This window comes from Synergistes jonesii, assembly GCF_000712295.1.
Classification (GTDB): domain Bacteria; phylum Synergistota; class Synergistia; order Synergistales; family Synergistaceae; genus Synergistes; species Synergistes jonesii.
In genome coordinates this window covers 156,743-179,175 of the sequence record NZ_JMKI01000006.1, presented here as the reverse complement: position 1 = coordinate 179,175, position 22,433 = coordinate 156,743, and the positions used below count along the sequence as shown (strand labels likewise).

Sequence of the window (22,433 nt, the reverse complement as noted above, 5' to 3'; positions counted from 1 at the left end):
CGCACCGGCGATGTATTTGTACGTCGAAATATCGCCGCTGATGATGCGGATATAATCGCCGGTCGTGAGGTTCGCAGGGTCGCGCAGCATCATCTGCGCCGTCTCCGAGTCGATGAAGACCGCTCCGTTGCCCATCTGGAATTTGGCTCCGCCGCCGGCGATGAACTCGCCGCCCGCGCCTAACTGTATCTTGCTGTGCGCGGCTATTTTGTCGCCGATTATCCAGCCGGTGGCATCGGCGTAGCCGCCGTTTTTCAGCGCCTGCACGAAAAAGTTGCCCTCGATGACTACTTTCGGGTCGTTCGGGTCGCTGGCGTCCACCGCGAAGGGCTGCACGAGCTCGCCGTTTTTGTCTTTCACGAGGTAGAATCTGTCGGCCAATATGACGAATTCCGAGCCGTTGCCGGCGGTAGCCAAAAGCCCGAGCCCCGCGACGACTTTTCTGCCGCCGCTCGATACCTGCGTTTTAAGCCACGTGGCGGCCGCCGCCTGCGCCTTGAAGTCTGTCAGCTCTTTGTCGGTGCACTTGACCCATGCGGCGCCGTTCCAGCGGCTTATCTCGTTGTTGGGGTTTATCCATAAGTCGCCCAATTTCAGCGGCTTGTCCACCGTGCCCGCCGGCGCGGTCGCCTGATTGTAGATGTCGGGCTTGCCGGCAGTGACTTCGGAGAGCGTCTGTATCGCGGCTTCGTTGCCGCCGGATTTGGCCTCTACGGTGCTCACTCGGCTCGCGAGTGCGTTGTCCGCGTTTACGCGCGCGGTGCGCTCGTCCTGTATCGCCGCCTTGCGTTCGGTCTCTTCCGTCGTCACCTTGGCCTGCACGGTGGTGATGGTGCTTGCCAGCGCGCCGTCCCTATCGGCCCGCACTATTTTCTCGGTCTCTATCGCCGCCTGCGCCGCCGCCAGTTTGGCCGCCATAAGTTCGCGCGCCTGCGCCTCCGAAAGAAGCCCCTGCTTGATGCGCGTATCCAGCGTGTTGTAGTAGACCGCGAATTGTTCGGTCAGCTTCCGGCCGATGTTATAGGCCAGTATCGCCGCGTAGAGCGCCGCTTCGCCCGCGTCTTCGTCGCTCGCGGCTATCATCGAGGTGCCCAGCCGCCCATACGCTTCGTCCTTAGCCGCCCGCGTCTGCGCCTCTTCGGTTATCGCGGACATCGCACCGCCTACGTCTGAGACGAGCGTGTTTATGCGGCCGGATAAGGCGTTGTCGCCGCTTACGCGCGCCTCCCGTTCTTCGCGGACGGCGGCTATACGCGCCGTAGCTTCGCTGTTTATCGCCTGTTGGCGGGCCGTGGATTCCGCCTGTATGGCTGCGATGCGCGCGTTCTCTTCGGCCGTGAGGGCCGTACCGCGCGCGGCGGCTTCCGCCTCTATAGCCGCGATGCGCGCGTCTGCTTCGGACTGTACCGCCGCAGTGGCTTCGCTCTTGTTGCTCTCGACGGTCGCCGAAAGCGTGTCCACTTTGCTCACGGCGGCCGCGTCCGCGGAGGCCCGCGCTTCTTGTTCGGCGATTATCGCGGCATTGGCGTCGCCCACTTCGGCGAATAGAGTCTGTATGTCTTTGGCAAGCGCCTCGTTTTTGTCCGCCAGCACGTACTGTTCGCGCTTTATCGCCGCGATGTTGCCGCCCATCATCACTATCAGGGCTTCACGGTCTTCCGCTTGGGCGACCCCCAGCTCGTTCACGCGCGAGTCGAGGTATTCATAATGCGCGGCGAGGCGCCTCTTCTGTTCTTTAAGAGCGTTTTCGTTGCTGAGCAGGGTTTGCATCAGCGCCTCGCCGTCCGCCTCTCGGCTGTCGGCGATCTGGAAGGAGAGCAGCGTGCCGTAGCTTTCGAGCCCCCTGCTGTTGGCTTCGCGCACTTCCATCACGTCGGCTGTGCGCTGACGCCTTTCTTCGCCGACGGCTTCGGCTATCGCGGCAGACCTGTCGGCCGCCTCCTGCTGTATGGCCGCGATGCGCGCCTGCTCTTCCGCCGTGAGCGCCGTACCGCGCGCGGCGGCTTCCGCCTCTATCGCATCGATGCGCGCCTGCGACTCGGCCGCTATCGCGTCGAGCAATTCCTGTTTGTCGATGGAGGAGCCGGCGCTTATGCCGCTTATCTGCGTGGCGAGCGCACCGTACTGGTCGGCGCGGGCCTGCGCCTCTTCGGTTATCGCGGCTTTCGCGTCGCCGACTTCGACGAAGACGTCGTCTATGCGCAGGGCGAGCGCTTCGTTTTCCGCCGCGCGGACGAGTTGTTCGGTTTCTATCAGCGCTTTGTTTTCGTTCATCTGGGCGACGAGGGCTTCGCGTTTCGTCGCTTCGGCGATTTCGTTTTCTTTTACGCGCGCGTCCAGATCGCTGTAAAATCCGGCCATCTGCCGGCGTATGGACTGCTCGCCCCTGAATCCGGATATGAGGGCGGCTAAATCCGCGTCGCCGGCCGAGTCGTCTACGCTCGCTATCATGGCGTTGTGCATTTTTCCATAGGCTTCGTCTCTGTCGGCCCGCAGCTCGGCTTCTTCGATTATCGCCGCGCGGTTTGAATCGACGTCGACTATCACGCGGTCTACGAGCGTGGCGATGGCTTCGTCCTCCCGCGCCCGCAGTTCTTTTTCGGAGATGAGCGAGGCGGCGGCGTTTTTTATCTGCGCTTCGAGTATCAGTCTCGACGCCGCTTCGGCTTCGAGCCGCCCGTCGACTATGTTGAGCCGCCCGATGAGTTCCTGTTTGGCGTAGGCGATAGCCTGTCTGTTCGCTTTGTCGCTCTCGAATTGGTTGGAGGCGTTCTGTATTACGCCTTCCGCGAGCGCGTCGAAGTCTTCCGCGTACTGCCCGACGTAGCCGCTTATGGTGCCGTTCTGCGCGTCTATTTTCAGTTCGGCCGCTTCTATGCGCGCCACGGCAAGGTCGAGTTCTACGAGGGAGGCTTTGAGCGCTATGGCCGCGTCGAGTCCCTGCAGGTCGGCTTCCGCCTGCGCAATGCGCGCGGTGTGTTCCTGTACGATCACGCTCGACGCTTTGCTTCTGAGCTCGACTTTTTGCGCGTCTAATTCCTGCGATACGTCGTCTATGCGCGCGTTGACGCCTTCAAGCAGCAGTTGTCCGACGTTGTCGAACGCCATGCCGGCGATGCGCTCGTCTACCTGCGCGAGGGTGACTTTTTGCGATATTTTCGCGGCCTGCGCGTCGAGCATTATTTCGGCGTTGGATATGCGCAGGTCTGTTTCGCGCCGCAGCACGTCGAGCCCGTAGATGCGAACTTCGCGGCTGTCCGGGTCTACGTATACGCCGGCGTCGGAGAGCCGGTCGCCCACGTCTTTGACCATGCTGAGCGTTCCTATCACGGCTTCGGATAGCGCGTCGAGCTGTTCCATCATTTCGTCTGTGAGGTTCTTAGACTCGCCGCGCAGCAGCGTCTTCGCCGCTTCGACGTTCGCGGCCGCCTGCTGCGCCGCCGCGCTGATGTCGCCCGACAGACGGGACACGGCTGTATCCGTTGCATCTGAGAGGTCGCTCAGGTTCTGCGCCGTGGCGTCGACTTTCTGGTCTACGAGCGCGATGTCGTCCTGCAAGCCCTCTTTTATTGTCTCGACGTCGCTGCGTATCTGCGCCTCGCGCGCCGCCACGTCGTCTACTATCTCCGATATGTCTACCTCGATGTCGGGGATTTTCGCTATCTCCGCCTGCAACGCCGCCGCAAGGTGCGACTCCTGGATTGTGCCGTCGGGAAGGTCGGAGGGGCTCAGCGCCTCGCTGGTCGCGGAAACGACGGCGGAATACACGCTCTGGTTTCCAGCCACGTCGACTGCTTTGAGTCTATACCACGCCGTCTGCAGCACGCCTAAATTGCTGTCTATGTACTCCTGTGCGAAACGTGGAGCCGAGCCTATTTTCGTCATCTCGGCGGCATCGGATGCCAATGAGCGATAAATGTCGATATGGTCGAGGTCGCCGTCGCCGGGGTCCGTCCATGTGAGCGTCGCCATGCGGAAGCCGCCCGTCCCCTGCAGGTTCGTCGGCGGAGCCGGCGGCGTGAGGTCGCCGCGCAGTATTTTGCTTATGGTTTGTCCGTCGCTGCGTACGCCGAGGCGCGAAACGACGTATATCTTCACGTATAGCGTGTCGCCTATTTTTTCAGTGCAGGGCAGATAGTATTCTTCGGAGCCTCGCGGCAGCGTGCCCGCAGGCTTCCAGCTTACCTCGGAGCTGTAGCGGTACCAGAGTTCGAGGTGGTCGTAGCTCGCCGGCGGCGTCCATGTGATCTTGGCAATGAGGTTGTAGCCGCCGTCCTGCATGGTCTCCAGCTGCTCCGTTATCGTCAGCTCCGTCACGTCGTTCGGCTTGTAGTTCATAGTGAGGCTGGTGTCGATGTGGTGCGTGATATCCAGCACAGAGTCGTCGTACACGTCGGCGATATATTCCGAGCAGGTCACAACCATAATGTCCTGCCCCCCGTCTCTCACGGAGACGACGCGGAACGGCTTTTTGTTCCATCCGGTGAATTCCTCGAACGTCACCAACAACACTTCACCAGGCTGGATGTCGCAGTCTTTCAACCCCACTCCGAACGAGCAGAAATTTCTCACAAGCAGAGACGTCTTGAGCAGGTAGTAGCCCATATGTCCCACCTGCCCGGAGCGCGTCACGGGCAGCAGGGATATCGATTTTTCTACCACGCCGCGGTCGGCGATGTCGACCGAATCTTGGAAGACGTCGGTCACTCGCTCGTAGCTGTTGTCGGGGTCTATCCAGTCAATGGTGATGCGATTGCATACGTCTTCATCGGCTGACTGCCAAAAAGTGAAACTATCTTCGGTGATATTGTCCGGAGTGATTTCGCGGCTGTAGATGGATACCGGCGCGTCGATGCAAATCTGCAGTTTATCGGTCTCGACAAGATAGCCGCGGCACGTGGCGAGGAAGTCGGCGAGAACGTCGCGGATGGGACGCTGTGTATCGAGAGTGAAGTCGAGCTGGAAGCGCCTGCCATAAGAGACGACGCCGTCGCAGTATGCCGCCGCCGCAACGGCGCAGGCGTAATCTATCTTGTCCCAATCTGGGTGTTGGTATACACCGTTCGTCACTGTGCCATAGCCGAGCCCGTAGCGCGGATGGCAGAGGATGTCGAGGATTATCCATATGGGGTTGCGGCTCCATGTGAAACCGGAGGGCGTCCAGACTTTTACGCCGTCTACGATGCTCGTCACCGTCGGAGTACCGTTCAGTTTCTCCTGCGCCTTGAGCGTCAGACAGATGAGCGCCACATCGTCGGGATAGGGACGCACGCCGGACGGATCGCGCCCGTCATGCGTCGCCGCCGTGGTATTGAGGTAGGTCGTCACCGAACAGCCGTCGAGATTCGCTGGATATTGATCATTGGCCATCACATCATTTATTGCCGTCACCGGGCCTTCGCCAACAAGGATATATAGGTCCTGCTCTTCTTTTTTGTCGTCGGCGAACGCCTGATAGATGATATTGCCCGCAACACGGCACCGGCCGTAAATTACGGGGATCGGCACGAGCTGCGACATCGTGTTGCTTATGGGGCCGAAACTATATGTAGGAGAATTGTCGTAATCGCTAATATTCCTTTGAGCAATAAAGCCTCCTACAAGGCTGCCGAGTGACGCGCCGAACATTACCGCGCCCCATACAGTCATACCGGTAAAAATGGATGTCAACGTACCGGAAAAAGCCCACCCCAAAAGCGCGCCTGCTGCTACTGTTACCATGGTGGCACCTCCATTATCCTGTATATACCGACAGTTCTCTTTTGATATGGCGCGCTCCACCGCGTGAGGCGGCTGGTGCCGCCGCGAGGGATGTGAAGAAAGTGCGTCTGACTTACGAACGTCCCTATGTGAAACACCGGCGCGAAGTCGAATAGAACAGCCGCCCCCTGTTCGGGAGCGGCTATTTCGCAGGATATCCTTTCAAGCTCGCGCCGGATGTCATGTGTCCGCGCCTCGTAGTTCTCCGGCGTGTAGTCCCACACAAGCGGGATAACGCGCCCGTATATCTCCTGCGCCGCAATCGCCAGCCGCAGGCAGTCGGTCTGCCCGGGGCCGAAGCCCCACGGCAGTCCGATAAGATCGTTCAGCCCGCTCATTTTCGTGAAAGCTCACGTGGATTCTTCGCGCTGGGAATATAGGGGAACATAGACGTCCAGCAGATGCGGCGCGGCACCTTGTCCATGCCGTCGAAGCCTTGCGAAATGACGGCGTCGACCTGCGTCTGCCCGACGGTGATGTTGCGTATCTTGCCGCTGAATTTCAGCGTCGCGCCGCTCTCGCTGTCGAGTGTATCCTTGAAAGCGTTGTAAAGTTCACAGCGCACGCCGTTGAGCTTGTAGTGCTGCGCCAGCGCGGTGAGCTCGTTGCTCACGTTGTCGATAGAGATGTGGCACTGGTCGGTGGTCTGCTCCTTGCTTCGCTCCACCTCGTCGACGCTCATGCCGCAGGCGTAATACGTCTGCGGCTGTCCATTTTCATCGAACCACATGACATTTTCTCCCGCGTCGGTGATATAGAGACAGTCGACGTCGTGTGTGGCTGGATCGAGCGGCGGGATGTCGAGGACGCGGAGAAGATATATCGGACTCACCGTCTCGGACTGGGCCGCCGTTTTATAATCGCTTGTCATAGTATTTCCCTCAAAGTGAGCTCTATTCTGCCGTATTTCGAGCCGGAACGCTCTGATTTCAGCGTGTCGTCCTTAAAGCGCACCGTTATCGCCGACAGCTCGCCGGGCGGCGTCCATAGAAAAGATTCCACCGGGCCCTTTCGAGCGTTCCAAAACGCTTCGATCTCGGCGAGCACGCCGCCGCTGTCGGTGAACGACAGGGTCCACTCGCGCGGAGCCGATCCGCGGTCGCTGCGCTGCTCCTTGCCGCTCTCGAAAGTGGTGATGTTCACGCGGCGGCGGAATTGCGACCGCCACGCGAAATCCGGAATCCAAGTGAATACGGGAGTTGGCATATCACATCGCCCCTTTGATCGCCATACGCAGCGGGCCGCCGCGCTGGATGCCGTTCACGATTAAGCTTTCGAGTACGCCCTTATTGTTCTGGAGCATTTTTACAAAGCTCTGCGCGTCTACGGCTTGGATCGTGAGATAGTAGCTGTCTCCGCCGCGATTTTCAGAAGCGCGCGCGGCGCCCGCGTCGCCCTTCGGCAGCATGACTCCCCCTCGCGGCAGGATCGCCGGCACTTCGTCGGAGCGCAAGCCTGCTATACCGCCGCTGTGCATGCGCGGCGCACCGACAAACACGGACGGGCTTACCAGCGCCGGAGTGCCGCCCGCGCCGACCACGCCGCCGGAGTGGAATTTCAGCCCCAGCAGCCCAAACAGTCCACGAGACATAGCTTCTGCGGCCGTACTGCCCTTCGGCAGTACGACTTCCCCCCGCTGCAGGATCGCCGGCACTTCGTCGGAGCGAAGTCCTGAAATACCGCCGCCGTGCATGCGCGGCGCACCGACAAACACGGACGGGCTTACCAGCGCCGGAGTGCCGCCCGCGCCGACCACGCCGCCGGAGTGGAATTTCAGCCCCAGCAGCCCAAACAGTCCACGAGACATAGCTTCTGCGGCCGTACTGCCCTTCGGCAGTACGACTTCCCCCCGCTGCAGGATCGCCGGCACTTCGTCGGAGCGAAGTCCTGAAATACCGCCGCCGTGCATGCGCGGCGCACCAATAAACACGGACGGGCTTACCAGCGCCGTAGCGCCGCCCGCGCCGACCACGCCGCCGGAGTGCTTAGTAGGTACCCTTATCGCATTTCCTGCATCATGCCAATCTGATACAGTAGAAGTAGAGGAAGCAATATTTAGTACGCCAAATATTGCTTTCATTATCAGTGCTTTGGCGATTACTGCCCCGATGTCCTGCAACAAATCCAGCATCGCTTCGCTGAGGCTCTTAGTACCGACGACGGCGCTCGTAAAGGCGTCGCCTATCATGCTGGGGGCACGCGCGATGCTCTGCTGGGCGTCCTCCCAGCTCGCTTTTACCTGGCTGCCGAGTGACGGCAATGCGGAGAGTTTCGCAAGATTGAAGGCGTCGATCGCATCCTGACACTGTTTTACCACCGCGGGATACTCCGCAAATTTTTGTTTCAGCGCTTCCAGCATGGAGAGATACTGCGCGTTGGTGATCGTGCCGGATTCCATTTTTTTGCGGAAAGTGTCTATCGCTGCGCCGGCGATCTCGCCGCCCTTCGTCTGTATGTCAGAGAAGGCTTGCTTCATATCGTCGCTCCAATTGGCCACGTTGGAGATATCGAGCCCAAGCTTCTCCATCTCGCCGCTCAACGCTGCGAAACGGTCTTTTAGCAGTCCGAGGTATTCTTCGTCGCCGAGCAGCCCCATGCTGTTTTCCCATTGGAGGTCGGCGTAGAACTTAGCCTCGCCTTCTTTCACGGCAGCGTCAATCTCAGCCTGCATCTCTTTTTGTTTTTCCATGCGCTCTATAAGGGCGGCAACCTCTTCGCCCGCTTTACGCGCAGAGTCGGAGCGAATGTCGAGTTTGAGGTCTTCTATCGCTTTCCAGTCCGCGGAGAGCGGTTTTAACTTCGCCTGCCACGCATCGAGCACGCCGAGAAAGGATTTTCCGTCTTCGCCAAGATATTTAATGCGATCCTGGATATTCATCACAAGCCTCTCGGCGGCGCTGGGGCCGGTGTTTTTCTTGCCCGTTCCCTCTATGCCAAAATTGTTTACGTCGTCGTCTGGTGGTATCGGCTTTTTTGGTTTTTGGATGCCGGCAGCGGTGACTGTTTTTGAGGCATACCGCTTCGCCTCTTCGTCAGATATTTTTTGCAATTCGGCGAGGTATTCTGAATACTCCTTCTTCAGCCGCCGGCTGTACTCATTCATACTCTTCGCGTCGCGTTTTGCGGGCATTCTGGGGGCCCTGTCCCCCAGCGCGGAGCGCATCATATCTTCGGTCTCTATTTTCTCCATCTTCGCTGAGATGTTTTTATAAGTGATGTATCCGGCTCCGGCCGCCGCCAGCGCGGCAAGACCCATAGGGTGCGCTTTAAAAAATGCAGTCAGCGCTATGCGGAGTTTGCCGATGTTCGTCACCAATCCCGCCAAAGCGATAGTATAATGTCCGAGGACAAAACTCCCGGCGCCTAATCCTGCGGTGAGGGCAATTATTTTTATTGTGCTTTCGTCGCAATCGGCGCTGAAATTTTCCAGTTTTTCAAGCAAAGAGGGCATATAGTCCTCTGCGATCTTCACAATCTTTGTGCCGAGCGGTTCCAGAGAAAGGGCGACCTGATTCTTCATACGCCCCATCTGCTCCGTAAAGCCGTCCGTCGCTTCCGCAGTCCTGTTGATAGCGCCCTCCGATTTACCAAGGGATGTCACGAGTTCGTCGACCTCAAGCCGTCCCTCGCGAATTGCGGCAGCCATGTCGGGGCCGGCTTTAGCACCGAATACCTTCAGCGCGATCGTGGCGGCTTCGCCGCTGGTCTTAGCGTTTTTTATCGCGGCGATCGAAGCGCGGAGCGCCTCCGGGAGGTCTTTTATTCCGGCTTTCGCCATCTTCCCCAGAGCGATGCGCATGGAGCCCATCACTAACTCGGTATTCACGCCGGCCTTTTCAAAGCTGCCGAGCATGGCGGTGACCGTCTCCACATCAAAGCCCATCTGGCGCAGCGGCGAGCCGAACTTGTATAGCTGTTCGGAGAGCGAAGAGATGGATATTCCCGTTTCCTGCGAGGCAACAAAAAGCATGTCCATGAAACCGGCGGAGTCCTTCGCGGATACGCCCCAGTCGTTCATCGCTTTCGTCGACTGCGCGATCATGCCGCCGAGGTCTTCGCCGAGCATGCGCGAGGCGTCGAGCATCGTGATGGAAAGAGATTCAAGGTCTTCTCCCGTAAGCCCAAGCCGTGTATTCAGATCGGCTACGGCTTGGCTGCTCTGCGCCATATCCTGCGGGACCTTCGCGGCTATTTTTTTGAAGGAAGCTTCGAGCCCCTCCATCTTTTCGCCGACCGCGCCGGTGCCGATGACAATACTGTCCACGGCCTTGTCGTAGTCAAGGGCGGCTTTCGCGGAGATCACGCCGAGCCCCACAAATGGAGCCGCGAGTTTGCTCGTGCTCTCGCCGAAGCTCTTCATCCTCTTGCCGACGGTCTCTATTTTGTTGGACATCTCTTTCAGCTTGCGCTCGGCTTCGCTGATATCGACACCGAATTTATAGTTCAGCTTACGGGTTCGCGCCATTTCGTTTCGCCTCCTTCGCCGCGCGGGCCAAATCTTTTATAAACTTTGCTTTTTGTGCGTTATTCATAACGGTATTGCCTGCCCAGCTGCCTAAAAGGGCATATATCTCTTCGGCGTCGCCGTTGAAGGCCAGCCCCGTAAATATGGCGGAGAGCGCCTTATCTTCAAGTTCAAGATAACGCCGGTAATTGTTGGCGATGATCATATCGTGGAGCTCGCCCCTTGTGATGTGCCAGAGGTCCTCGTGGCGCAACCCAAGGGGACCGAGCGCCTGCAAAAGTATGGACTGCCGGGGTGTATTCCAGCAGTCCGTCGTCAGTTTTTTGTGTCTGTTTTGTCTGTTTTTGCTACGGACAGCGTTGCCATCACCGATTTATAGAGCTCGGCGAAGGCATCCTGTGCGACCTCGAAAGAGTTCTTATCTGAGTCCATGATGTCGCCCACATCCTCAAGGGTAATAGACCTCCTCTTGCCGAGCATGCCGGCCCAAATTACGGCGCGCATTACACGGAAAGAAGATTTCCCATTGAAAGCCCCTTTGAGCACCGTCATAATGTTTTCCACGCCGAGCGCATCCTCGATCGCACAAACGGCGTTATGCCCGTATTCGATCTCATACTCGACGCCGTTGAATTTTACGGTTATCATTTTGCGCACCCCTTATCCCGCAGGCTGCGCCGTGCGGTCGACTGCGCCGACTGCAACGAAGTTACAGGAAACCTTTATCATGTCGTCGAGCGCATAATCCGTGCTGTGAGACGACACCTTCGCAGGGATTTTTATCTGTTCCTTAGAAGCCCCCGTGCCCTCGGGACGGATGATGAGGTACACCACCGAATCATTTGCGTGGGCCGCTTCTAAGATTTCGCCCGATTCGCTGTCGGGGTCCGTCGTCATTTCGAAAGAGCCCTTTGCATCGGCTATGCCCGTCTCGTATGTGTGGTTTTTGCTGTTTAGCTTCGTCGTCTGGATTTCCTTTTTACTTTCGTCGAAAGTAAACTTCGTCAGCACATCCAGTTCTTTCGGTATGCCTTCCGCAGTCGCCGAGATAAGTATTTGCGCGTTCTTTGTCAGCCTATCGCTCATAACGTACTACCTCCTGTCGTAATATCTGATGTCAAGTTCCCCGTGCGTCCTCTTCTCGCTTTCCTCTTCGTCATCGAGCTCGGCGCTGAAGCCGTCCAGCTGCACCCAGTCCGGCAGTGCGCGGAGGATGAGGTTGCGGATGCGGTAGCACTCCTTTTTTGTCTTCCACTTGGCGCTCCAAATATGCAGCGTGAGCGTTATTTCGCTCTGCTGCCCATTCATGCGTTCGCCGCTTGATTCTCTTGCGTCGCCGAGCACGATGTACGGCGGTTTCTGCTTCGAGGGCGGCGTTTCGAATATCCCCGTCACGACCGCCGTCAGGGCGGCGCTGGCGGAGAGGGCGGAGTAAATCTCGTCTTGTCGCAGATATTCACTCACGGCATCGCCTCCTCCAATACCTTCATCATGCGTTCGTCGACTTCCTTTTGCGTGTTGCCCACGGCGGGGAAAAGGAAAGGTTGGGCTTTTATATTGCGCCGCCTGCTGCCGAACTCGACGCTAAAAGCGTAATATTCTTTTTTCCCTTTTCGTATCTTTTTGGGGTCCTGCGGCTGTGGATAGTCACAATAGATGTCGGCGGTAAGGCTGTTTTTTCTGCGTTTCGTTTTTATCGACCGTTTCAGGCGTCCGGTGCGCACTGGTACAAGTCGACGCGCCTCCTCCGCAATTATCCCCACGGAGTCGTCGATCGCGGACTCTACGGCCTTTCTAAATTTTCCGGCCGCGGCTTTGCGAAGTTCGTCAAGCGCCTCCCGCTCGCCATCTATGGCTATAGTCTTAAGCATTGATATACACGCAATCCGCGATCAGCAGGCGTGCTCGCCAGTCCGGACGCAGCCCTTTCACAACGAGCCGCGTTCCACGCCATTCGAGAATATCTCCATACTGCACTGGTAGCGCCTCCTCTCCAGCGTCGTCCGGTATCTGTAGGCGCGCCTCATGGGTGCGAAGTTCCGCGCCCTGCATGGCGATCGTCCTGTCCTGCGAAGAGACGGCTCTGACTATAGCCCAGAGTGCGGTTACGGGGGACAGGCTTTCTTCGTCTTCGCCGCCGATCTCATTCCGCTCACCCGCGACGGGCCGCAAAACAGAGACCGCCTCCGTCAGCGCGTCGGGGTTCACACGTGTATCGTAAAGCTTGATATTCACTATCCCAGCGTCGCGTCGCACGAAGCCCACTCGCCACGGCTCGCCGTCCACCTCCACAGAACTGCCGTTCTTCGGTAGAATCTGGATGTCGGCTTCGGCGCAAAAGATAGAGAGGGCGCGTTCGTTGGCGCCCTCTCCGATTTTTGATTCCTGCGCCGGAATCTCATCCTTTATCGCCTGTACAGGCAACCCCCCGAATGTTACCGTGTCGGCCATCTCGTGAAGATTCAGAAATACCGCCTTGATGTCGGACGCTATCTGCTCCCTCAGCATCCTATTCTGACGCGTGCGACCGCACCCGCCGAAGCCTTGGGAGCCGTAGCGATTCCAAGATACACGTTGCCCGCCGAAGTCTTGGTCGCCTTTTTATCAGTCGCATTCCAATAGAGCTTATCGCCGACCGCGAACGCCGTCCCCGTCTCCGCGGCCACCTCCCAAACGCCGTAAAGCGCTACGGCGCCTTCTTCGCCGACTGCGATGTCGACTTCCGCGACTCCGCAGAGGCTAACGAGCGGCACCACGTCGCCGACCTTTATCACGCCCGCTCCCGCATTTGCGTAGTCTATTACCTTACCGGACTGCACCGGCATAGCCTGTCTTGCCATCTTATATCACCCCTCGCTTATATTCCCGCGTTCTTGTAGAGACCGCGGTATTCATAGTTCCATACACCGAAGTCGAGACGGACTTTATATTCGAGCCCGTCGATTTCCCAGCCGAGTCGGCTCTCCAGCGTCGGCGAATTCACACCGTTCAGGAAGGCGACCTTGATCGTGTCGACAGAATTCTTCCCAGCCGCCAGATACCAGGCTCCGCCCGATAGGCAGGCGTCGATGATCGGAGTCAGCGCGCCCTTGAACGGGTTGATAACCGCAGGGTTCTGCGCGGAGATATCCGTATCACTGTAAATCAGCTGGCGCGCGAGAGTTTCGAGTTCGGGCGGTATGATCAGATAGGCCGGCGCGATGTTCAGCGCCACCTTGTCTCTGCCCTTGCGCAGTCCGCCCTGGCGGCGCATCGCAACGCGCGCGGCGGAAAGAGATTCTATGCTTAGCGCCGAGCCGCTCGCCGCAAGGTTGCCGTGATCGGCGTGGAACAGCGCTTTGTTGTCCTCTGCTATCGCTGCATTCGCAGTAAGCAGTGCATATACTGCCGCGTTGATCGTGCGGGCGGATGCCGCGCCGAAAAGCTGCGGGATGCGCGCGAACGCGTCGAGGTCGTCGTTGATTATCGCCTGCCTCGTCAGCGCGAATTTCTTCCCATACGTGCCTATCGCGAAGGAATCCTTCGTTTCAGACAGATCGGCCATCTTGTATTCGCCGCCTTCGAGCACCGGCTCAAGCATCGGCATTTCACCTATGCGGATCTGATGCTGCGCCTTGAAGTCGCTCGCCGATCCTATCTGACACCACGAGCGCCATGTCGCATCTGCTTCGGTGTAGGCCGACATGAGCGTCACATTGGCGAGGTCGCTCATAATCGCAGGAAAATCGCTTGTCGAGAACGCTCGCTTTGCGATCTCCTTTCCGTCGTCGGCGTAGCTGACGCGCTCGCCGCTACGCGAGCACACCTCTCGCGCGAGGTCCAGCAGGCGGATGCCGCGGAACGATTCGGCGCCCTCCACCGGCGCGGCGATAGTGTGCCCGAGCCTCATACGCAGTCCGTCGACCACGGCAGCGCGGAACTTCTGACGTTCCTCCGCACCGACCGTCACCGTCGGACCGACGTTCAGCCCAGGCGCCTCGCGGCGCTGGGACTCGAGAATCGCGCGCCCCACCGCGTCGACGCTATTTCCTTCTGCAATATAGCGCTGCGTCTGTTCGGGCGAAATCCCATACTTGGCGCATAGCGCCGAAATATCGGCGGCACGCGCCCTCTCAGCTTCTATCGCCCTGGCCCCTTCATTCACGTTCGACTGCGGAGCAGGCGTCGGTTCCTGCTCGCTCAATCCGGCCGCCGCGCGCATATCGCCCACATAGCGGAGCGCCTCTTCGCTCTCCTCCGGTTCCAGCCCTGCGAGGATTTCACGGATTTTCTTTTCGAAAACCGCCCTCTCTATCTTTCTTTCGTGCAGCTCGCGAAAAGCCGCCATCACCATTTCACGAAAACTCAATTTCGATACTCCCCTTTCATCTTTTATATCCAGCGCCCTTCCGACTCCGACCGTCGGATCGGCGGGGCAACTGACTATACTGATCTCATACGGCTCCCACTGGCGCGCGATTACCGCAGGTCCTGTGATGCCGTCCTTCGATTTCTCCCCAGAGCGGACTTTTTCCCATTCATAGACACGATAGCCGACAGAAACTCCTTTCAGTGTGCCGCTTTTGACCTTTCGGAAAATAGCGTCGCTTTGCTCATCGTCGTCGAAAACGAGACGGCAGTGCCCCTTATGGTCGTCGCCGATACTTACGTTTTCAAGTCTGCCTATCGGCATCTTCGCATCGTGGTTGTATAGCCCGACGCCGATCTCCGCAAGGCGCGTTATGTTCACCGCCCCGGCGCTGTGGTCGAGGATTTCGTCGTACCATTCCTCATTCCACCAGTCCCTCCGACGGATAGGAGAATCCGACGAAAAGGACAGCTCGACAGAGCGGGACTCATCGTCGGGCGCGGAAATTATTCCGGTTTCGCGCCTATGCTCATATTCGGGGCGGAAAAATTCCTCGCGCGTGATGCAAGGCTTATTCGTCCCCATCTTCTTCTTCACCCTTGGCTCCCTCCTCCTTCTTTTTTACGGGGGGGACGTCGTCCTCCTTCGCCAGCGCGTCATATTCGTCGGCGGATGTCGTCGACTGCGAAGAAAACCACGGCAGCTCAATACCGAGTTCGCGCGCCGCGTCCGTCTCCTCCTTGCGCTGTTTCAGGACTTCATACCAGTCCTTCCCCTGTTCACCGCAGACCTCTGAAAGGGTCGTCAGCCCGAGAAGCAGCTGCTTCTCGATGCCGGACGCCTCCTTCAGCGGGTCCACCCACTTCCATCCGGGCGTGCTCCAACGATGTCCCGACATCCGCCGGCGCAGCGCCGCATCCTCGAAAAAGCCCGGCAGCGACAGCTTGCCGGAAAGCACCGCCGCTTCCAAAAACCATTCATAGCAGCGATCGCAAAAATCCGTAATCAGTTTCTGCTGTTTGCGCACATACGTTTTTCGGTCTTCCAGCTGTCCGCCCCGATGCGACGAATAGTTCGTCTGCGACATGTCGCGGGAAACGGTCTCGTAAGAAAGCCCGCGGCTCATCCCGATCATCCGCAGCAGGAACGCGACGAAGCCCGAAGCGAGCGAATTGGGGCGCCCCGGTGCCGGGAATTTGACGTCCTCGTCCGGACGCAGATAGTTGAATAGCCCGCGCTGGATCATCTCGACACGCGCCGCCGCGTCGCCGCCGCGCCCCCCGCGCGGATTCCCTATGCCCATCCCAGCGCCGCCCTTCTCGCGGGTGACGACTCCGGTTAGGCATGACGCCGTCCTTGCCGCCTCCAGCTCATTGGTGATGTACTCCTGCACATTGCGGATGCGTTCCGACGATACGGCCATATCCGGCATCCCGCGCAGTTGCTGCGGTCGCTTTTTCGAGCGGATATGGGCCACATATTCGCGGGGGTAGCGCACGACGCGCTGGTCGCGCAGATACGGCATCGGGTCCGGACGGAAATGGTAGGCGACCGCCTTCATATGTTCGTCGACTTCAATGCCGCCGAAAACATAGCGATTCCCGTACTGAAAAATATCGCCCGCAAGCATGTCCGGTTCAAGCAACTGCAGCTTCAGCGGCAGCACGCCGTCGCCGTCGGGATCGACGACGCGCAGGATGAATACCTCCCCGTCGACCTCCCAACGCCGCACGATCATTTCAAGCAGCTCGCCGAAAGAGCAGTCACCGGTGATGTCGCAGTTCTCTGGCTTCGACCAGTCGTGCCATAGCTCCTCGATACGGTCGTTCACCGCGTCCAGCATCTTCCCGCGTACGCTCACCGCCTGCGCCTCCAGCACGAAGCCGTTGCCGACTACGTTGCGCAGGAACGCGTCTATCACACCCTCCGTAACATCACCGTTCCGTTCCAGGTCACGCATCCTCGCGCGAATCAAATCACGGCTCGGCGCGTCCGTCATCTCCGGAGTGGCATTGGCGGGGAACCAGTTCCCACCGCTCGGATCGACGCGGGCGGCATCGTAATTCCGCAGTTCCGTTCGATAGGCGGCGCGCATGATTCCAAGCCTCGGCGAGAACCATCCGATTAACCTATCAAGAAAGGTCAGCCCGTTTTCGTTCATCGCCCCAGCCACCCCGTAACCCTCACGCCGCCGCCCTCCGCGTCGCCGAGTTCCGCTTCGAGCTCGGCGCGCCACGCGCGAAGTTGCGCGAGGTCGGCTTTTGTCACAGATCGTGAGCCTATCGTGTAGCTCTGCGCACCCCCGGCGATTGCAAGCATTGCAGATCGCACTGCGTCGAGCTCTTCCTGTATTTCTTCGAGGCTCCTCACCAGCAGCCCTCCTTTCTATTCTTCCTCGCCGTCGTCGGCGCGCAGCGTTCTTGCGCCTGCTATCTCCGCGGCGGCGAAATTTCCCACGGCACAGTCGAGCAGGTGGTTCGCAATACCGCTCATAACCGGCTTGTACGTTTCCTTTGCACGCCCCTTGCGGTCATACTCCGTAACCTTATGCTCCGAGCAGAGCTGATCCGCATACTGCTTCGGGCAGCCGTCGAAAACGCTGAAGCTTCCGCGCTCCCCCGCCGGACGGTTCAGCCTGCCGTAAATAAAATCCTTATAGTATTCGGTGTCCAAGAGTATTAATTTCAGGTCCGTATAGCGCATCTTGTCTATGATTCCGATGCGGTAAGGTATACCTTTCGCCGTTGTTTCATCGAGTCCCTTACTGGGCGCCGTCAGCCCTGGATGTTCAAGGCAGAAGTCATAGACTTCCTCAGTCCTGTAGCCGGAGTCTATCAGCGCGAAGAAGACACGGAAGACTTCGCCGCTCGCCTCTTGCGGATACTCGCGTTCCAACGCCCTCTCTACATCCGTCCATGTTTCGCACACGCCTGGACCGCCTCCGTAATCGACCAGCCAACTTGTCATCCCTTCACCCCATGCGTGTACACTCCACCAGAAGTGATCCTTTTGCACGTCCACCGCCGCGGTCAGCATCATGGCGTCCTTTGGCACAGTTCCACGTTCATAGCAAAGCATATGTTCGAGAACCACATCCGAGCGCATTCGTGCAGCCTGATTCACCCACGGCTCGCCGAGCCAGCCGTTGACGAAGTTCATCAGCTTTTCGGGGTGATCCTTCGAATCAAGAAACTCCCCTGCGACGTCACCGAAACGCTTCCACGGCGAGTAGATAGTCGAAAGGTTGTAGGCTACGTGCCGCGGGCGCGTCGGCGCGCGCTTCGTGCGAACCCAGTCGTCGGCGTCTTTGTCGTATTCCACCGGCAGCCACATGCCGGCGCGAAGCATCGCCTGCTTGTATTTGTCGTATATTTTCGAGCGGCAGCCCGGACATTCGATCCAAGCCGACTCCACGACGCGCCTTCTCCGCGCCTGCGGAGTCAGTTCGTTCAACTCCTCCGGCCAGTGGATGTGTTTCAGCCTCATCACGAAAAGTTCGCCGCATACGGGGCAGGGCACGAAATAACGCTTGCGCACATCCGCCGAAAGCCACGCCTGCCAGATATGCCCACGGTCATAAGTAGGTGAAGAGACCTCCACCTCCTTGCGCCGATAATACGTCTTCGTGCGCTCCGCCGCCAACTTGAAAGGGTCCGCGTCATCGCCGGCGCGTAGAGGGAATTTATCCGTCTCGTCATAAAAAACATAGCGTATCGGGCGCGAGGCCAGCTGTGACGGGCTGTTCGCGCCGACGAAGGCGATCTCCATGCCGGGGAAATAAAGCTGCTGTATCTCCGAGCGCTTAACGTCGAGCCGTTCCCGCAGGGGGTCGCAGCTGCGAACGAAAGAGAGAAAACGCCCCTTGCTTATCGACTTCGCCAGCAGATCGGTAGGCAACACATAAAGCATGCTGCCCTGGTCCTGGTCTATCGCGTAGCCGGCCATGTTGTATTCGCACTCCGTCTTGCCAAGCTGCGTCGCGAACACCAGCGATATTTTGAGTATCCCGGGTACGCGGAAAGCATCCATCGGCTCCCGCAGGTACGGCGTGCGCGACGTGCGCCACGGCCCCGCGAGCTCCGAATACTCCTTAGTCAGTATGCGGTTTTTGTCGGCCCACTCGCTGACGCCCATCTTCTTCGGCGGCGCAAGGGCCCGCAGTTCCTCCGCCGTCCACCGCGCCGATACCGCCTCGGCTGTACGTTTCGAGGATTTCATAAACAGCCGCTTCGACCTCCTCTTCTACTGCGATGCGCGTATCGGGATCGGGAAAGCGAAACCCGACCTGCACCGGTATAGCGAGCAGCGCCGCCTTCATCTCCACACAACGCGCGGTCCACTGCGCCGTAACCTCGGCGCGGTCGATCATCTCGCCCTCTTTTTCGAGGCGCATCAACTCGCGCAGGCGCGCCTTCTGTTCCTGCTCCATCGCCCTCGCCTTCAGCAGACGGTCCTTGCATTCGGCGACGTCGATCACCTCGCCACCGCCGGAAAGCTTTTGTTGTAAATACATTACATAAGCCTTCACCGTCGGACCGAGGTCGTACTTTCCGCGTTCCGCTTTTGGGATAATCTTCTTCTGCGCCAGCTGCTCGACGCGCCGCTCCGAGAGATTCAGCAAATCGGCGATGACCTTTTTCGAATAGAGACTGCCCCCCCCGCCGACATCGCTATTCACGACGCTCCCGTCCGATTCTGTCGAAACTGCCGCCGTCCCCGTCAAGCGTCGCCGACCGAGACGTAAAGCGCTGCCAGCGCCTGACTGCCATGTCCACATATGAGGGATCAAGCTCCACCGCGAGGCACCTTCTACGGCAGGACTGCGCCGCGATCAGCGTCGTTCCCGAACCGGAAAAGGGCTCGTATACAAATTCATCTATCTTCGAATTGTTTAGGATCGCACGCCGCATACATTCGACCGGCTTCTGCGTCCCGTGTTTCGTATTCTCATCCTGTCCGTTGAAGTCTATTTCCCAGACGCTGGATATTTTTCGCGACCCTTGCCAGTGTGAAATCTCGCCTTCGCGTACCGCGTACCAGCAGGCATCATATTCGTCGGAACAATAGCCGGGCAGTTCGGGGCAAGGGAGCCCGTCTTCGCGCACGGCATACCAGCATACTTCATGCTGCCAGTGGATGTCGCCGCGAGACAAAATAAGATGCGGCTTCACCCATACGATTTGTGAGCGCAGGACGAATCCGCAGGCACTCAAGCTCGCGGCGACCGTCAGCCCATGGAGCGATCCATGCCAGACATATGCAACGTCGCCGGGGAAAAGCTCCCATGCTTCGCGCCAATCCGCGCGGTCGTCGTTCAGCACTTTCCCTGTGCGTTTCGGCTTTCGTCCCGCCTCGACGCGCCACGTCGGATTGTACCCTACGCCGTAAGGCGGATCAGTCACCATAAGATGTGGTCTGCGACCTCCGAGCAGCCGGTCGACCGTTGCCGCGTCGGTGCAGTCGCCGCATATGATGCGGTGTCCGTCCAACAGCCACATATCACCAGGACGCGAGACCGCAGACGGCTCCATCTCCGGCAGCTCATCCTCCGGCGCCTTCCCCTCCGCACTGTCGAGATTCAGCGTCAGTATCTCCCGATTCTCAAAACCGGTGATAGAAAGGTCAATGCCGAAGTCATCCCGCAAGCGCAGCATTTCGGCCGCGAGCGTCTCCTCATCCCACTCCGAATCCTCCGCGAGCCGGTTGTCCGCTATCACGTAGGCTTTCTGCTGCGCTTCAGTGAGATTTTCTATATATATGCAGGGGATCGATTCCAGCCTAAGCCGGGTTGCGGCGATAGTCGCGCCTTCGCCTTTTATTATGACGTTATCCCTGTTAATAAATACAGGAATAATAAATCCGTATTCCTGAATGGAAGCCATAAGCTTCCGTATCTGTTTTTCCGGATGCTTCCGCGAATTGTTTACATATGGTAACAATGAACTTGGGTTTAAATACACAACTTCCATTCGGACACCGCTCCTTTTCGACAAGCTACGAAACCGAAACGGGGGGTAACCTGAACTTTAAGACAAAATCCCCGCAACGGGACGCACCCCCGGGGGTAAGCCCCTGGGAAGGACCCGCGCCCGGCGCAAGGTCTTGCCACGAGTGGATTTTTTGAGCCCAGATTCTTTTCGCCCCATCTCTGAAATCTTACTTAACTACTATTGTGTCAGATTTTTTGCCCGCCCGATAAAGTCGGTGATCGCAAAGACCAGACGCACTTCATCGGTCTGCGAAAAATGAGTTATCCACAAAATTTTAGTACGCTAAAGCGATTTTTGCAGTTATCCACATATCCACAGATTTTGCATTTCGGATTGAATTTTCTGACGATTTAAAAATTAACTTTTCTGTAGATATCTTCCTGCTCCTTGATAGGAATGCAGGCATATCGATGGGTAGTCTCCAAGTTTACATGCCCGAATTCTTTTTGGATTACATCGACGCGCGTTCCGTTCCGCCAAGCCTGATAAGCATAAGTCTTACGCAGCGAGTGTGTACCTATTTCGCCGGGTATGCCCGCCATAGCGGCGGCGACAGATATGACATGCCAAAGCTGCTGACGCGACAACGCCTTGGCTTTGCCCTCGCCGTCCTTCTTCTGTGAAAGCACAAGAGGCGTCTCTTCGACCCATCCGTTCATCTTGCGGATATGCTCACGCAGCGCGCGGCGCATCTTATCCGTCACAAGTATATGCCGTGTCTTGCCTGTCTTGATTTCACGAATCGCGAGACGGTCGATGACGTGCACGCGCCGGCCGCAACCATGAACGGCGACATCCCCCACCTGCATAGCTAAGATGTCGCTGCAGCGCAGTCCCCAGTTGATGCCGATGAGCGCTGCGATATAGTAGTTCCGATTCCATTCTTTCAGGCAGCGCAGAAAAGCGTGTATTTCCGGCTCCGTGCGTATCGGTACGGTCTGGTTCATCCGCCACACGCCTCACGGATACGCGCCACGCTCCACCTACGGTCGAGGCGCTTCTGTATCCACTTGAGCATTATTCGCTTTTCGCATTCGAGACAGTCTACGATGGGGATCGCGCCCAGCGGGATGGGAGATATATTAGCGAGCGAGCTGCCGGCGCGCATGCGCTTCCCGCTGTGCATCGCCCAGATGACAACCCTGCGATCTAAATCCACGGACACCCCTCCATAAAAAGAGGCCCCGCCATACAACAGCGCGGGACCTCGTAATATCCAACTTCAATGACAAGAACTCGATGATATTATTTTACCTCTTGACAGAGACATAGCAAGGGCCATAGTGGGGGCCTTAGTGCGGTATATAGTACGGTACATAGTACGGACATCGATTTTTAATTTAATTTCTTGGGCGGATAGTAATTCAGGCTGAACCCGTCCGTATAAGCCCATGTGAGCAGATGGATCGCCAGCGCGCGGATGATTTCTTTTTTCCAGCGCCGCAGCGTTTTTTCTCCAACCCCGCCGAAGCGCTGAGAAAGCATCGCGCTCATTCCCCCGAGTCCGTCGCGTATTTTGCCGCCTGGCTGGATGAGCGAAACGATGGGCACAAGTTTCTCCCACATACGGGGGTTCTCAGCCCTGAAAGATTGCGTTAATGCATGTATCCGAGCCCAGCCGCCGAGCCCGTCGACGATTTCCTCAAACGGCTCGATCGCCATAATGATCACCTCGGCGGCGCAGATGCCTCTTCCGCCGTCGATACGTACACCGCAGTCGTTCCGCGGGACTCGTATAGCATGGTATATCTCTTCGGACGCAGGTACAGGAGCAGTGCCGAGCAGGATGGCTATCCCGTCGTCGAAAGATAGTACTATTTTCAGAAACCAGATGACTTTTTTAACGCTCAGCGATCCCGCCATGACGTCA

21 protein-coding genes are annotated in these 22,433 nt (G+C 58.1%); all 21 read right to left on the bottom strand.

Annotated elements, in window-relative coordinates; translation table 11 throughout:
* A partial coding sequence (locus tag EH55_RS02950) for a phage tail protein (protein WP_152550709.1) occupies positions 1-5,721 on the bottom strand: 5,721 nt, incomplete at its 3' end.
* On the bottom strand, positions 5,715-6,098 hold the full coding sequence (locus EH55_RS02945; RefSeq protein WP_037974561.1) for a hypothetical protein: 384 nt from the start codon (positions 6,096-6,098) through the stop codon (positions 5,715-5,717). The genes EH55_RS02950 and EH55_RS02945, both read right to left, overlap by 7 nt.
* Positions 6,095-6,631, bottom strand: coding sequence for a hypothetical protein (locus EH55_RS02940; RefSeq protein ID WP_037974560.1), 537 nt, complete (start codon positions 6,629-6,631; stop codon positions 6,095-6,097). Before EH55_RS02940 ends, EH55_RS02945 begins: the two co-directional genes overlap by 4 nt.
* Positions 6,628-6,966 (bottom strand): phage tail protein, encoded by a 339-nt coding sequence (locus tag EH55_RS02935; RefSeq protein ID WP_037974559.1) that lies wholly within the window; start codon positions 6,964-6,966, stop codon positions 6,628-6,630. The genes EH55_RS02940 and EH55_RS02935 overlap by 4 nt, the downstream gene beginning before the upstream one ends.
* Position 6,967: 1 nt before the next feature.
* The gene (locus tag EH55_RS02930; RefSeq protein ID WP_037974557.1) at positions 6,968-10,225 is read right to left on the bottom strand and encodes a phage tail tape measure protein; all 3,258 of its coding nucleotides are present in this window, start codon (positions 10,223-10,225) and stop codon (positions 6,968-6,970) included.
* Complete coding sequence (locus EH55_RS02925; protein WP_141730479.1) at positions 10,209-10,502, bottom strand: hypothetical protein; 294 nt, start codon at positions 10,500-10,502, stop codon at positions 10,209-10,211. Before EH55_RS02925 ends, EH55_RS02930 begins: the two co-directional genes overlap by 17 nt.
* 38 nt (positions 10,503-10,540) lie before the next feature.
* Positions 10,541-10,873, bottom strand: coding sequence for a GTA-gp10 family protein (locus tag EH55_RS02920; protein WP_037974555.1), 333 nt, complete (start codon positions 10,871-10,873; stop codon positions 10,541-10,543).
* A 12-nt stretch (positions 10,874-10,885) separates the two neighbouring features.
* Positions 10,886-11,311, bottom strand: a complete 426-nt coding sequence (locus EH55_RS02915) for a hypothetical protein (protein ID WP_037974553.1) — start codon at positions 11,309-11,311, stop codon at positions 10,886-10,888.
* A 6-nt stretch (positions 11,312-11,317) separates the two neighbouring features.
* Positions 11,318-11,689, bottom strand: coding sequence for a DUF3168 domain-containing protein (locus EH55_RS02910; protein ID WP_051682586.1), 372 nt, complete (start codon positions 11,687-11,689; stop codon positions 11,318-11,320).
* Positions 11,686-12,096, bottom strand: coding sequence for an HK97-gp10 family putative phage morphogenesis protein (locus EH55_RS02905; protein ID WP_037974552.1), 411 nt, complete (start codon positions 12,094-12,096; stop codon positions 11,686-11,688). Before EH55_RS02905 ends, EH55_RS02910 begins: the two co-directional genes overlap by 4 nt.
* Complete coding sequence (locus EH55_RS02900; RefSeq protein WP_037974550.1) at positions 12,089-12,733, bottom strand: head-tail joining protein; 645 nt, start codon at positions 12,731-12,733, stop codon at positions 12,089-12,091. Before EH55_RS02900 ends, EH55_RS02905 begins: the two co-directional genes overlap by 8 nt.
* Positions 12,727-13,065, bottom strand: coding sequence for a DUF2190 family protein (locus EH55_RS02895; RefSeq protein WP_051682585.1), 339 nt, complete (start codon positions 13,063-13,065; stop codon positions 12,727-12,729). The genes EH55_RS02900 and EH55_RS02895 overlap by 7 nt, the downstream gene beginning before the upstream one ends.
* A 17-nt stretch (positions 13,066-13,082) precedes the next feature.
* Positions 13,083-15,170 (bottom strand): prohead protease/major capsid protein fusion protein, encoded by a 2,088-nt coding sequence (locus EH55_RS02890; protein ID WP_051682584.1) that lies wholly within the window; start codon positions 15,168-15,170, stop codon positions 13,083-13,085.
* Positions 15,145-16,734, bottom strand: a complete 1,590-nt coding sequence (locus tag EH55_RS02885) for a phage portal protein (RefSeq protein ID WP_051682583.1) — start codon at positions 16,732-16,734, stop codon at positions 15,145-15,147. The genes EH55_RS02890 and EH55_RS02885 overlap by 26 nt, the downstream gene beginning before the upstream one ends.
* Positions 16,731-16,943: a hypothetical protein gene (locus tag EH55_RS02880; RefSeq protein ID WP_037974549.1), complete on the bottom strand. Its 213-nt coding sequence runs from the start codon at positions 16,941-16,943 to the stop codon at positions 16,731-16,733. Before EH55_RS02880 ends, EH55_RS02885 begins: the two co-directional genes overlap by 4 nt.
* Before the next feature lie 15 nt (positions 16,944-16,958).
* Positions 16,959-18,707 carry a terminase gpA endonuclease subunit gene (locus EH55_RS02875; RefSeq protein WP_051682582.1) on the bottom strand — a complete coding sequence of 583 codons (1,749 nt, stop codon included), beginning with the start codon at positions 18,705-18,707 and terminating at the stop codon, positions 16,959-16,961.
* Positions 18,664-19,251, bottom strand: coding sequence for a hypothetical protein (locus tag EH55_RS14655; RefSeq protein WP_051682581.1), 588 nt, complete (start codon positions 19,249-19,251; stop codon positions 18,664-18,666). The genes EH55_RS02875 and EH55_RS14655 overlap by 44 nt, the downstream gene beginning before the upstream one ends.
* Positions 19,244-20,455: a site-specific DNA-methyltransferase gene (locus EH55_RS02865; protein ID WP_456243239.1), complete on the bottom strand. Its 1,212-nt coding sequence runs from the start codon at positions 20,453-20,455 to the stop codon at positions 19,244-19,246. Before EH55_RS02865 ends, EH55_RS14655 begins: the two co-directional genes overlap by 8 nt.
* A gap of 458 nt (positions 20,456-20,913) precedes the next feature.
* Positions 20,914-21,510, bottom strand: a complete 597-nt coding sequence (locus EH55_RS02860) for a tyrosine-type recombinase/integrase (protein WP_037974546.1) — start codon at positions 21,508-21,510, stop codon at positions 20,914-20,916.
* Positions 21,507-21,722 carry a hypothetical protein gene (locus EH55_RS02855; protein WP_037974545.1) on the bottom strand — a complete coding sequence of 72 codons (216 nt, stop codon included), beginning with the start codon at positions 21,720-21,722 and terminating at the stop codon, positions 21,507-21,509. The genes EH55_RS02860 and EH55_RS02855 overlap by 4 nt, the downstream gene beginning before the upstream one ends.
* A gap of 176 nt (positions 21,723-21,898) precedes the next feature.
* Positions 21,899-22,426 carry a hypothetical protein gene (locus EH55_RS02850; protein ID WP_037974544.1) on the bottom strand — a complete coding sequence of 176 codons (528 nt, stop codon included), beginning with the start codon at positions 22,424-22,426 and terminating at the stop codon, positions 21,899-21,901.
* Positions 22,427-22,433: the final 7 nt, after the last annotated feature.